Origin of the sequence: Paraburkholderia flagellata, assembly GCF_021390645.1 — a bacterium.
In the GTDB taxonomy this organism is placed as follows: Bacteria; Pseudomonadota; Gammaproteobacteria; order Burkholderiales; family Burkholderiaceae; genus Paraburkholderia; species Paraburkholderia flagellata.
This window is the reverse complement of the sequence record NZ_JAJEJT010000001.1, coordinates 2655997-2667275: the sequence shown is the minus strand read 5'-3', so window position 1 is coordinate 2667275 and position 11279 is coordinate 2655997. Positions and strand designations below refer to the sequence as shown.

Genomic DNA, 11279 nt, shown 5'->3' with positions numbered 1-11279 from the left:
GCAGCGCTCAATTTACCGTGAACCGGTTCGGGGACGACGATGACATGCGTATTCTGCAGTGAGGAAGGCGGCGATGTGCTGTGGCACGACGAGCGCATGCGTGTCGTGCTCGCGACTGCCGAGGCCGACTATCCCGGCTTTTGCCGGGTCATCTGGAATGCGCACGTCGCCGAATTCTCGGACCTGGGCGCGGCCGACCGGGAACATCTGATGCGGGCGGTGTACGCCGTCGAGCGTGCGCTGCGCCGCATCATGCAGCCTTCGAAGGTGAATCTGGCGAGCCTCGGCAACCAGGTGCCGCACGTACACTGGCACGTCATCCCGCGCTTCACGAACGACGCGCATTTCCCGCTGCCCGTCTGGGCGCCACGCCAGCGCACGGTGTCCGAGGCAATGCTGGGGCAGCGCCGCGCGCAGGCCACGCTGCTGCGCGACGCAGTGCGACAGGAAATGGGGCAGGCTTAAGGCTTGGGCAGGCTTGAGCAGGCCGGGCAGTGGGCGTCCAACAGCAGGAACGATCATGAGTGGACTGAAATCCGATACGCCGGTGCCAACCGGCGTCGTGGTGCACGCCGTCTCGCGCGTGCTGGAACTCCAGTATGCGAGCGGCGAGAGCTACCGCGTGCCTTTCGAGCTGATGCGCGTGTTTTCGCCCTCGGCGGAAGTGCGCGGTCATGGCCCCGGCCAGGAAACACTGCAGACGGGCAAGCGCGAGGTCACGATTACGGCGCTCGAAGGTGTCGGCAACTATGCGCTGCAGCCCACGTTCTCCGACGGCCACAACACCGGCATCTATTCGTGGGACCAGCTCTATGAGCTCGCCACGCGCCAGGACGAACTCTGGGCGGAATATTTCGCCAAACTGAAGGCGGCGGGCGTCGAGCGCGACGCGCCCATGGCGCCGCCGCCTGCCGCGCATGGCCACTGCCACTGACGCTTCCTGTTACGATCCAGCCCCGCCGCTTCTCTGACAGACGCGGCACAGCAACTCAATAGAACACCCTTCCGCGAAAGGACGAGCGCGATGAGCAAAACCCACTTCGGCTATCAGACAGTCGACGAACAGGACAAGGCGAAGAAGGTGGCCGGCGTGTTTCACTCGGTTGCCTCGAACTACGACCTGATGAACGACCTGATGTCGGGCGGGCTGCACCGCGCGTGGAAGGCATTCACGATCGCCCAGGCGAACATCCGCCCGGGCGCCAAAGTGCTCGACATCGCGGGCGGCACCGGCGACCTTTCCATGGCGTTCGCGAAGAAGGCGGGCCCGACAGGCGAGGTCTGGCACACCGATATCAACGAGTCGATGCTGCGCGTGGGCCGCGACCGCCTCATCGACAACGGCGTGATTACGCCGGCGCTCCTGTGCGACGCCGAGAAGATTCCCTTTCCGGACAACTACTTCGACGTGGTGACCGTGGCTTTCGGGCTGCGCAACATGACACACAAGGACGCCGCGCTCGCCGAGATGCGCCGCGTGCTCAAGCCGGGCGGCCGCGTGCTCGTGCTCGAATTCTCGAAGGTCTGGGAGCCGCTGAAGAAGGCATACGACGTGTATTCGTTCAAGGTGCTGCCATGGCTTGGCCGGCGCTTTGCCCAGGACGCGGACAGCTACCAGTATCTGGCGGAATCGATCCGCATGCATCCGGATCAGGAAACACTCAAAACGATGATGGAACAAGTCGGCCTCGATGCCGTCAAATATTACAATTTGTCAGCTGGCGTGGTAGCCTTACACGTCGGCACAAAGTATTAGTGTTCCCAAATCACTGTCTTTAAAGGAGTTTCCGTTATGTCTGAGCCCCGAATCGATGCTTCCAAAAAGCTTTCAACATCGTGGGCCAGACGAATCGGCGTTCTGGCCCTCGCCGGCGTGATGATCGCTGGCAGTCTCGCGTCATTCGATGCCGAGGCTCGCCGCATGGGTGGCGGCCGCAGTTTCGGCAAGCAGTCGTCGGTGGCCTCGCAGCGCAGCACCACGCCGCCGCCCGCGCAGCCCAGTCCCACGAATCCCGCGCAGCAGGCCGCTGCCAAGCCTGCTACACCGGCTCCCACGCCCGCGGCCGCACCGGCGCGCAATCGCTGGCTTGGTCCGATCGCAGGCCTCGCGGCCGGTCTCGGCATCGCCGCGCTGCTTTCGCACTTCGGTCTTGGCGAGGCGTTTGCCGGCATGATGGCCAACATGATCGTGATCGCGATCATCGCCTTTGTCGCCATCTGGCTGATCCGCAAGTTCATGAACCGCCGCCGTGCCGCGGAACCCGCGTACCAGACCGGCGGCGGCTACGGTTCTTCGACCAGCCTGAACCAGTCGTCGGGCGGATATCAGCCGCAGGAGCCGCGCTACACCGCGCCGCCCACGGGGCAGTACCTCGCGCCTGAAGCCAATCCGCTCAGCACGCCGCGCATCGATACGCCGGCCGCCATCCCGGCAGGCTTCGACACCGAAGCCTTCGTGCGCAACGCGAAGGTCTACTTCGTGCGCCTGCAGGCCGCGTGGGACGCCGGCAACATGGAAGACATCCGCGAATTCACGACGCCCGAGATGTTCGCCGAGATCCGCGTCGATCTTGCGGGCCGCGGCGCGCAGCCCAACCAGACCGACGTGGTGCAGCTCAACGCAGACCTGCTCGGCGTGGAAGATCGCGGCAGCGAACACCTTGCGAGCGTGCGTTTCTCCGGCTTGATTCGCGAGGCCGTGGGCGCGCCGGCCGAGCCGTTCGTCGAGGTGTGGAATCTCTCGAAGTCGAACACCTCGGGCGAAGGCTGGCTGCTCGCGGGTATTCAGCAGGTCGATTCTCACTGAGTTCGCAAGGAAGCGGTGGGCTTCGTAATTTGATAAAAGTCACGGAGCACTGCGCCTGCCAGCCGCCGCAGCGGGCAGGGTGGCGGCGCGATCCGACGGCTCGAACGTTACAATGGGAACCCGCCCGGGCTTGTGCCCGTGCGGGTTTTCTTATTCCATGCCGATGACTCTTGCCGCCAAGCCCTTCGCCGCTGCCGTCAATCACCTGCTCGCCCGTGAAACGTGGGCACGTGAGCGTCTCGCCCCGTATGCCGGCAAGACGGCGCGCCTCACCTGTCCGCCTGTCGTGCTCACGCTGCTCGTGCAGCCGGACGGCTATCTGGGCGCGGTCGAGGACCACGATGCGGGCGACGTCGATGTGACGCTTTCGCTGCCCGCGGGCGCGCTCTCGTCGTTCGTGCAGGGCGGCCAGGCGGCCGTCATGAAGCACGTCAAGATCGAGGGTGATGCCGAGTTCGCGCAGGTCATCGGCAAGCTCGCCGAGCATCTGCGCTGGGAGCCCGAGGAGGACCTCGCGAAATTGATCGGCGACGCGCCGGCGTCACGCATCGCCACGCTCGCACGCGCCGCGGGCGAACAGGCGCTGCGCACCGGCCGCAACGTGCTCGGCTCGGTCACGGAATATTTGCTCGACGAAAATCCGCAGCTCGTGCGGCGCGCCGAGCTCGACGGCTTCAACGAAGCGCTGTCGCGCGCACGCGATGCGCTGGCGCGCGTGGAAAAGCGCATCGAGCGACTCGAACAAAAATCACAGGCCGGCGGCGGGAGCCAGAGCGCTGCGCCGCACGGCCCGCGCTAGTCAACAGGCCCCCCAGACATGCGTTTTCTGCGTTTTCTCAAGATTTTCTTCACCGTCATCCGCTTCGGCCTGGACGAGATGATGTTGAGCCGGATCAACGACCGGCGTGTGGCGCTGCTCCTGCGCATCACCACGATCGGCCGTCGCTTCGACGATCCGCCCGGCTTGCGCTTGCGTCTCGCACTGGAAAGCCTCGGCCCGATTTTCGTGAAGTTCGGCCAGGTGCTGTCCACGCGCCGCGACCTGCTGCCGCCCGATATCGCCAACGAGCTTGCGAAACTGCAGGACCAGGTGCCGCCGTTCGATTCGAACGTGGCAATCGGCCTGATCGAGAAGTCGCTGGGTGCGCCGGTCGATTCGATTTTCGACGAGTTCGAGCGCGTGCCGGTGGCGAGCGCGTCGATTGCGCAGGTGCACTTCGCCAAGGTGAAGTCCGGTCAGCACGCGGGCAAGCCGGTGGCGGTGAAGGTGTTGCGCCCGAATATGCGTCCGGTGATCGATTCGGACCTCGCGCTGCTGCGCGACATCGCCGTGTGGGCCGAGCGTCTGTGGGCCGACGGCAAGCGCCTGAAGCCGCGCGAAGTGGTGGCCGAATTCGACAAGTACCTGCACGACGAACTCGACCTCATGCGCGAGGCCGCCAACGGCAGCCAGTTGCGCCGCAATTTCGCGGGCCTCGACTTGCTGCTCGTGCCGGAAATGTACTGGGAATTCAGCACGGCCAATGTGCTCGTGATGGAGCGCATGGTCGGCGTGCCGATCAGCCAGGTGGACAAGCTGCGCGCGGCGGGCGTGGACATTCCGAAGCTCGCGCGCGAAGGTGTGGAAATCTTCTTCACGCAGGTGTTCCGCGACGGCTTCTTTCACGCTGACATGCATCCCGGCAACATCCAGGTGAGCCTCGATCCCGCGCATTTCGGCCGCTATATCGCGCTCGATTTCGGCATCGTCGGTGCGTTGTCGGACTTCGACAAGAACTATCTCGCGCAGAACTTTCTCGCGTTCTTCAAGCGCGACTATCACCGCGTGGCGACGCTGCATATTGAGTCGGGGTGGGTGCCACCCAATACGCGCGTCGAAGAGCTGGAAAGTGCGATTCGCGCCGTGTGCGAACCGTATTTCGACCGGGCGTTAAAGGACATTTCGCTTGGCCAGGTGCTGTTGCGGCTCTTCCAGACTTCGCGGCGCTTCAACGTGGAAATCCAGCCGCAGCTCGTGCTGCTGCAAAAGACCATGCTCAACGTCGAAGGCCTTGGGCGCTCGCTCGATCCGGAGCTCGATCTCTGGAAAACGGCGAAGCCTTATCTCGAGCGCTGGATGACCGAGCAGATCGGCCTGCGCGGCTGGTACGAGCGCTTCAAGATCGAAGCGCCGCAATGGAGCAAGACGCTGCCGCAATTGCCGCGTCTTGTGCACCAGGTGCTGCTGCACCGCCAGGAGCCGGGCGGTTTCGCCAACGACGAGACAATCCGCGCGATGCTCGCCGAGCAACGCCGCACGAACCGCCTGCTGCAGGGTCTGCTCGTGTTCGGCGTGGCCGTGGGCGTGGGCATGGTGGCGGCGCGCGTGTGGCTCGCGTTCGCCTACGGCGGCTGACGGACCACGAGCAAAAGGAGTGAGACCATGAGCGACCCGACCCTGCCACCGCAACCGGGCGAAGCGCCCGAATTCGAAACCCGCGACCCGGCGTCGCCCTCGTTCTGGGACGAGCGCTTCGAGCGCGGCTTCACGCCGTGGGACCAGGCGGGTGTGCAGCGCGAGTTCGAAGCCTTCGCCACCGCGCACCCTGAGGCCGCGGTGTTGATTCCGGGCTGCGGCAACGCCTGGGAAGCGCGCTGGCTCGCCGAGCGCGGCCGCACGGTGCGCGCCATCGACTTCGCGCCGGCCGCGGTCGCGAGCGCGCGTGCGGCGCTGGGGCAGTACGCCGGCGTCGTCGAAGAGGCGGACTTTTACGCCTATACGCCGCCGTTCACGCCAGCCTGGGTGTTCGAGCGCGCTTTCCTATGCGCGCTGCCCAAGGCGCAGCGCGCGAGCTACGCCGCGCGCATGGCCCAGCTGTTGCAGCCCGGCGCGTTGCTGGCGGGCTACTTCTTCATCGGCGAAACGCCCAAGGGGCCGCCATTCGCCATCGTGCGTGACGAACTCGACGCCTTGCTCACGCCGTATTTCACGCTGGCCGACGATCAGCCGGTGGCCGACTCGCTGCCCGTATTCGCCGGGCGCGAGCGCTGGCTCGTGTGGCGCCGCAACGACGTCGCGCCGTCGCACGTTTGAGCTGTGTCAGGCGGGTGCGCCCTGCGCCCGCCGCGTTGCATTGCCGCGCGCGCTCTTGATGTGCGCGCAACCTGCCCCCATGTGATTTGATGGCGGCCGCGACCCTCCGACCCTTCCCGCTGGACTTCCAACCCCGGTAAATGCCAGGGACGATCCTGGTTTGCGGCTATAATTCAAGGCTTTGCAAGCAATTCTCAGATTTTCATCAGGATAGAGATCATGCCGATCTACGCTTATCGCTGCGAGTCGTGCGGCTTCGACAAGGACGTGCTCCAAAAGATGAGCGATGCGCCCCTGACGCAGTGCCCGAGCTGCGGCGCGGACACATTTCGCAAGCAGGTCACCGCAGCGGGCTTCCAGCTGAAGGGCTCGGGCTGGTACGTTACCGATTTCCGGGGCGGCAACGGCGCCAAGAGCGGTGCGGCGACCGGTGCGAAGGCGGCTGGCGAAAACGCGTCGTCGGAGGGCAGCAAGCCGGCCGGCGAGGGCGCCGCGAGCGGTTCCAGCGACGCGAGCGCAGCCGCGCCCGCCGCGAGCACCCCAGCGAGCACGCCCAGTTCGGCAGCCTCGACCTGAAAATCCTGCGGCGCGACTCCTGCATTCCCGGAGACACGCGCCGCGCCGAAGCCGCGCCGGTAGCCTGTATGCCGCGTGCGGCGCGTTTGGCGGTGTACATGACGATCAAGAAAGCGACGTTCAAATCGGTATTCCTGACCGGCCTGCTGGTGCTGGTGCCGTTGGCCATCACGCTGTGGGTGCTGAACCTCGTGATCGGCACGATGGATCAGACGCTGCTGCTGCTGCCCGAATCGTGGCGGCCGGAGCGCGCGTTCGGCGTGCGCCTGCCGGGCCTTGGCGCCGTGCTGACGCTCGCATTCATCTTCGGGGTGGGCGTGCTCACGCACAACTTCATCGGCCAGAAGCTGGTGGAGTGGTGGAACGCGCTGGTGCGCCGCATTCCGATCATCGGACCGCTGTACGGCAGCATCCAGCAGGTTTCCGATACACTGCTTTCGAGCAACGGCAACGCATTTCGCAAGGCGCTCCTGATCGAGTACCCGCGCAAGGGTTCGTGGACGATCGCGTTTCTCACCGGCATTCCCGGCGGCGACGTGGTCAACCACCTGCAGGAAGATCACGTGAGCGTGTATGTGCCGACTACGCCGAATCCCACGTCGGGCTTTTTCCTGATGGTGCCAAAGAGCGAGGTGGTCGAGCTGGACATGACCGTCGACGCCGCGCTCAAGTATATTGTTTCGATGGGCGTGGTCGCGCCGGCAACCGCTCCACGCCGCCCCATCGATCCTCCGCTTTAAATACCGGACGGCGCGCTTGCACGCGCCGCTCCCGTTCATTCATGCATAACGAAAGACGAACATCATGTCGATGAGATCTGAATACTGCGGTCTGGTGACCGAACAGCTGCTGGGCCAAACTGTTTCGCTGTGCGGATGGGTGCAGCGGCGCCGCGACCACGGCGGCGTCATCTTCATCGACCTGCGCGATCGCGAGGGCCTCGTCCAGGTCGTCTGCGATCCGGACCGCGCGGAAATGTTCAAGGCCGCCGAAGGCGTGCGCAACGAGTTCTGCGTGCAGGTGAAGGGTCTCGTTCGCAATCGTCCCGAAGGCACGGTCAACGCCAATCTCACGAGCGGCAAGATCGAAGTGCTCTGCCATGAGCTCGTGGTACTCAACGCATCGGTCACGCCGCCGTTCCAGCTCGACGACGACAACCTCTCGGAAACCACGCGCCTCACGCATCGCGTGCTCGACCTGCGTCGTCCGCAGATGCAGCACAACCTGCGTCTGCGCTACCGCGTGACGATGGCCGTGCGCAAGTATCTCGACGCGCTCGGCTTCATCGACATCGAAACGCCGATGCTCACGAAGAGCACGCCGGAAGGCGCGCGCGACTACCTCGTCCCGTCGCGCGTAAACGCTGGCCAGTTCTTCGCGCTGCCGCAGTCGCCGCAGCTCTTCAAGCAGCTCTTGATGGTGGCGAACTTCGACCGCTACTACCAGATCGTCAAGTGCTTCCGCGACGAAGACCTGCGCGCTGACCGTCAGCCCGAATTCACGCAGATCGACTGCGAAACGTCGTTCCTCGGCGAGCAGGAAATCCGCGACCTGTTCGAAGACATGGCGCGTCACGTGTTCAAGGAAACGATCGACGTCGAGCTCGACGCGAAGTTCCCGGTCATGAAGTACTCGGAAGCCATGAGCCGCTTCGGCTCGGACAAGCCGGACCTGCGCGTGAAGCTCGAATTCACGGAACTGACGGACGCCGTCAAGGACGTGGACTTCAAGGTGTTCAGCACGCCGGCCAACAGCAAGGACGGCCGCGTCGCGGCGCTGCGCGTGCCGAAGGGCGGCGAACTCTCGCGCGGCGACATCGACGGCTATACGGAATTCGTGCGCATCTACGGCGCGAAGGGCCTCGCCTGGATCAAGGTCAACGAAGTCGCGAAGGGCCGTGACGGTCTGCAAAGCCCGATCGTCAAGAACCTGCACGACGAGTCGATCGCTGCGATCCTCGAGCGCACCGGCGCGCAGGACGGCGACATCATCTTCTTCGCAGCCGACCGCGCGAAGGTGGTCAACGACAGCCTGGGCGCGCTGCGCCTGAAGATCGGCCATTCGGAATTCGGCAAGACCAACGGCCTGGTCGAGAAGGGCTGGAAGCCGCTGTGGGTAGTCGACTTCCCGATGTTCGAGTACGACGAGGAAGAAAACCGCTACGTGGCCGCGCACCACCCGTTCACGAGCCCGAAGGACGAGCACCTCGAATACCTCGAGACGGATCCGGGCCGCTGCCTCGCGAAGGCCTACGACATGGTGCTGAACGGCTGGGAAATCGGCGGCGGCTCCGTGCGTATCTATCAGGAAGACGTGCAGAGCAAGGTGTTCCGCGCGCTCAAGATCAATGCGGAAGAAGCACGCGCCAAGTTCGGCTTCCTGCTCGACGCGCTCCAGTACGGCGCGCCGCCGCACGGTGGTATCGCGTTCGGTCTGGACCGCATCGTGACGATGATGGCCGGCGCCGACTCGATCCGCGACGTGATCGCGTTCCCGAAGACGCAGCGTGCGCAGGATCTGCTCACGCAGGCGCCGAGCCCCGTGGACGAGCGCCAGCTGCGCGAACTGCATATCCGTCTGCGTCAACCCGAGCAGAAGCCGGCGCAGTAAGCGACACCCCTGCTGCGAAGGCCCGTCAGGGCTTTTGCATCGCAACAACAAAAAAGGCGCATCGTGCGCCTTTTTTGCTTTTTGCGTTAAATTACCTTTAGACGCGCCGCAAGCGCGCAGCGCGCGTTCCTCCCCACGCTCCATCACCATGCAGAAGCCGCCGAAGATTCCGGAATCCGTACTCGTCGTCATTCATACGCCGCAACTGGAGGTCCTGATCATCGAACGCGCCGACCGGCCCGGTTTCTGGCAGTCGGTCACCGGCTCGAAGGACCGGTTCGACGAGCCGTTTGCCGAAACCGCCGTGCGGGAGGTGGGCGAAGAGACGGGTATTGCTGTTGGCGCGGTGGGCGTTCCGCAGTCGGCGTTGCTCGACTGGCATCACGAGATCGAGTACGAAATCTATCCCGTATGGCGCCATCGCTATGCGCCCGGGGTCACGCGCAACACCGAGCACTGGTTCAGCCTGGAAGTGCCCATGGGCACAGTCGTCACGCTCGCGCCGCGCGAGCATACGGCGTATGTGTGGCTGCCTTACGAGCAGGCGGCGGCGAAGTGCTTCTCGTGGTCGAACCGCGAGGCCATTCTGCAACTGCCCGAGCGGCTACGTGAAGGACGTGCAGGACGCGAGGGACGCGGGTGAGCCGAACATGAGCGAGACCAGTACCGATCCTGGCATCGAATCGCAACGCGTGGTGAGGCTGCGCGAGGCGCTGCTTGGCCGGCGCTATCGTTCGCGCTATCGGTTCACGAGCGGCAATGACGTGCGCCTGTTCGGCTCCGGCGCGGATCTCTTCGCCGCGATGATCGATCGCATCGACGCCGCCACGCGCGACGTCGCGCTCGAAACCTACATCTTCTGTGACGACGACATCGGCCGCACGCTATCCGATGCGCTCATGCGCGCGGCGGCGCGCGGGGTGCGCGTGCGCGTCATCACCGACGGCATCGGCTCGCCACGTATCGCGCTCTTCGAAAACTGGCCCGGCGCTGGCGTCGAGCATCGGGTCTACAACCCGCATATCTTCGGGCGCTTCGGTTTTTCGCGCACGCACCGCAAGCTCGCCGTGATCGACGACCAGTTCGCCTATTGCGGCGGCATCAACGTGATCGACGATTTCGAGCAGGACGGCCACAGGTTGCCGCATTCGCGCTGGGATTTCGCCGTCGAACTGCACGGGCCCGTGGTCGTAGACGTGCGCCTCGCGATCGAGCAGCAATGGCGGCGTATCCGGCTCGGCTACCGGCCGCCGCTGCCGCAGCCGCTTTCGCCCGGTGTGCCCGCGAGCGCGGGCTTCATGTCGCCGCATCCGACCGGCCACACGGTGGGGCGCCCCACGCAGATCGTCGACGACGCGCTGCGCGCGCTCGCGCCCACCGTGCGCTCGTCGCGCGCGAAGCGCTTTTTCACGCGTTTGCGCGAGCGTCTGCGCGCGAGCGTGCGCGATCCGCGCGCGGCGCAGGTGCCCTGTGTGGCGTTCGTCGCGCGCGACAACGTGGTCAACCGGCGCGCCATCGAAAAGGCTTATCTCGACGCCATCGGCGAGGCGCGCAAGGAAGTGCTGCTCGCCAATCCGTATTTCATGCCGGGCCGGCGGTTGCGGCGCGCGCTCGTGAGCGCAGCGGAACGCGGCGTGGCCGTCAGGCTTTTGGTCGGACGAAAGGAATTCAAGGTGCTCGACTACGGAGTGCCATTCCTCTATCACCAGCTTCTGAGCGCGGGCGTGCAGATTGCCGAGTACGAGAAAACGATGCTTCACGGCAAGGTGGCCGTCGTCGATTCGAGCTGGGGCACGGTGGGTTCCTCGAACCTCGATGCGCTCAGCCTCGTGCTCAACAACGAGGCCAACGTGCTGCTCGTGCAGCATCCGCAGATCGAACAGTTGCGCGGCGAGATTCTCACGGCGTTCGGCGATGCCGCTCAGATCGACCGCGCGCGCTACGAGGCGCGGCCGTGGCACGTGCGCGCCGTGAACTGGCTCGCGTGGGCGTTCTATCGCGCGCTCATGAAGCTCATCACCGTGGGCGGCTACGACTAGAACGAAAAAGCCACGCCTGCCATACGAATCAGCGCGCGTGCAATCGAGAGAATGTCGGCTTGTGCACGGCGCACGAACCCCCAAAATTAGAGTACCGGTTAGAAATCGGTTTCTAATAAAGTCCTTGTTTCGCGGGCGGCTGTCCTCAACAATAGTACGGCCGTTCGATTTAATT

At 64.8% G+C, this 11279-nt stretch carries 12 protein-coding genes; all 12 read left to right on the top strand.

The annotated features are described in order from the left end of the window. Window positions 1–39: 39 nt before the first annotated feature. The 12 genes from L0U83_RS11940 (at window position 40) to clsB (ending at window position 11104) form a co-directional block, all read left to right on the top strand. On the top strand, window positions 40–465 hold the full coding sequence (locus L0U83_RS11940) for an HIT family protein (protein ID WP_233882911.1): 426 nt from the start codon (window positions 40–42) through the stop codon (window positions 463–465). 55 nt (window positions 466–520) lie between these two features. Then, window positions 521–934, top strand: coding sequence for a gamma-butyrobetaine hydroxylase family protein (locus L0U83_RS11935; protein WP_233882910.1), 414 nt, complete (start codon window positions 521–523; stop codon window positions 932–934). 90 nt (window positions 935–1024) lie between these two features. Then, the gene (gene ubiE / locus L0U83_RS11930) at window positions 1025–1756 is read left to right on the top strand and encodes a bifunctional demethylmenaquinone methyltransferase/2-methoxy-6-polyprenyl-1,4-benzoquinol methylase UbiE (RefSeq protein ID WP_158758634.1); all 732 of its coding nucleotides are present in this window, start codon (window positions 1025–1027) and stop codon (window positions 1754–1756) included. A gap of 36 nt (window positions 1757–1792) precedes the next feature. Then, a complete protein-coding gene (locus L0U83_RS11925) occupies window positions 1793–2806 on the top strand; it encodes a Tim44 domain-containing protein (RefSeq protein WP_233882909.1) in 1014 nt (337 codons plus the stop codon). 163 nt (window positions 2807–2969) lie between these two features. Beyond that, window positions 2970–3605, top strand: coding sequence for a ubiquinone biosynthesis accessory factor UbiJ (locus L0U83_RS11920; RefSeq protein WP_233883891.1), 636 nt, complete (start codon window positions 2970–2972; stop codon window positions 3603–3605). 18 nt (window positions 3606–3623) lie between these two features. Next, window positions 3624–5201, top strand: a complete 1578-nt coding sequence (gene ubiB, locus L0U83_RS11915; RefSeq protein ID WP_233882908.1) for a ubiquinone biosynthesis regulatory protein kinase UbiB — start codon at window positions 3624–3626, stop codon at window positions 5199–5201. Window positions 5202–5228: 27 nt separating this feature from the next. Continuing rightward, the gene (locus L0U83_RS11910) at window positions 5229–5879 is read left to right on the top strand and encodes a methyltransferase domain-containing protein (RefSeq protein ID WP_233882907.1); all 651 of its coding nucleotides are present in this window, start codon (window positions 5229–5231) and stop codon (window positions 5877–5879) included. A 219-nt stretch (window positions 5880–6098) separates the two neighbouring features. Further along, the gene (locus L0U83_RS11905) at window positions 6099–6455 is read left to right on the top strand and encodes an FmdB family zinc ribbon protein (RefSeq protein ID WP_233882906.1); all 357 of its coding nucleotides are present in this window, start codon (window positions 6099–6101) and stop codon (window positions 6453–6455) included. A 98-nt stretch (window positions 6456–6553) separates the two neighbouring features. Then, window positions 6554–7195 carry a DUF502 domain-containing protein gene (locus L0U83_RS11900; protein WP_233882905.1) on the top strand — a complete coding sequence of 214 codons (642 nt, stop codon included), beginning with the start codon at window positions 6554–6556 and terminating at the stop codon, window positions 7193–7195. Window positions 7196–7259: 64 nt separating this feature from the next. Beyond that, window positions 7260–9065 (top strand): aspartate--tRNA ligase, encoded by a 1806-nt coding sequence (aspS, locus tag L0U83_RS11895; protein WP_233882904.1) that lies wholly within the window; start codon window positions 7260–7262, stop codon window positions 9063–9065. 148 nt (window positions 9066–9213) lie between these two features. Beyond that, on the top strand, window positions 9214–9708 hold the full coding sequence (nudB, locus tag L0U83_RS11890) for a dihydroneopterin triphosphate diphosphatase (protein WP_233882903.1): 495 nt from the start codon (window positions 9214–9216) through the stop codon (window positions 9706–9708). Between the two features lie 7 nt (window positions 9709–9715). Then, window positions 9716–11104: a cardiolipin synthase ClsB gene (gene clsB, locus L0U83_RS11885; RefSeq protein ID WP_233882902.1), complete on the top strand. Its 1389-nt coding sequence runs from the start codon at window positions 9716–9718 to the stop codon at window positions 11102–11104. Window positions 11105–11279 lie beyond the last annotated feature (175 nt).

Bases quoted from the DNA above. Each gene is read 5' to 3' on its own strand.
- L0U83_RS11905 (WP_233882906.1), top strand. From the start codon at position 6,099: ATGCCGATCTACGCTTATCGCTGCGAGTCGTGCGGCTTCGACAAGGAC.
- ubiB (WP_233882908.1), top strand. From the start codon at position 3,624: ATGCGTTTTCTGCGTTTTCTCAAGATTTTCTTCACCGTCATCCGCTTC.
- L0U83_RS11940 (WP_233882911.1), top strand. From the start codon at position 40: ATGACATGCGTATTCTGCAGTGAGGAAGGCGGCGATGTGCTGTGGCAC.
- L0U83_RS11920 (WP_233883891.1), top strand. From the start codon at position 2,970: ATGACTCTTGCCGCCAAGCCCTTCGCCGCTGCCGTCAATCACCTGCTC.
- aspS (WP_233882904.1), top strand. From the start codon at position 7,260: ATGTCGATGAGATCTGAATACTGCGGTCTGGTGACCGAACAGCTGCTG.
- L0U83_RS11925 (WP_233882909.1), top strand. From the start codon at position 1,793: ATGTCTGAGCCCCGAATCGATGCTTCCAAAAAGCTTTCAACATCGTGG.
- L0U83_RS11935 (WP_233882910.1), top strand. From the start codon at position 521: ATGAGTGGACTGAAATCCGATACGCCGGTGCCAACCGGCGTCGTGGTG.
- L0U83_RS11900 (WP_233882905.1), top strand. From the start codon at position 6,554: ATGACGATCAAGAAAGCGACGTTCAAATCGGTATTCCTGACCGGCCTG.
- ubiE (WP_158758634.1), top strand. From the start codon at position 1,025: ATGAGCAAAACCCACTTCGGCTATCAGACAGTCGACGAACAGGACAAG.
- clsB (WP_233882902.1), top strand. From the start codon at position 9,716: ATGAGCGAGACCAGTACCGATCCTGGCATCGAATCGCAACGCGTGGTG.
- nudB (WP_233882903.1), top strand. From the start codon at position 9,214: ATGCAGAAGCCGCCGAAGATTCCGGAATCCGTACTCGTCGTCATTCAT.
- L0U83_RS11910 (WP_233882907.1), top strand. From the start codon at position 5,229: ATGAGCGACCCGACCCTGCCACCGCAACCGGGCGAAGCGCCCGAATTC.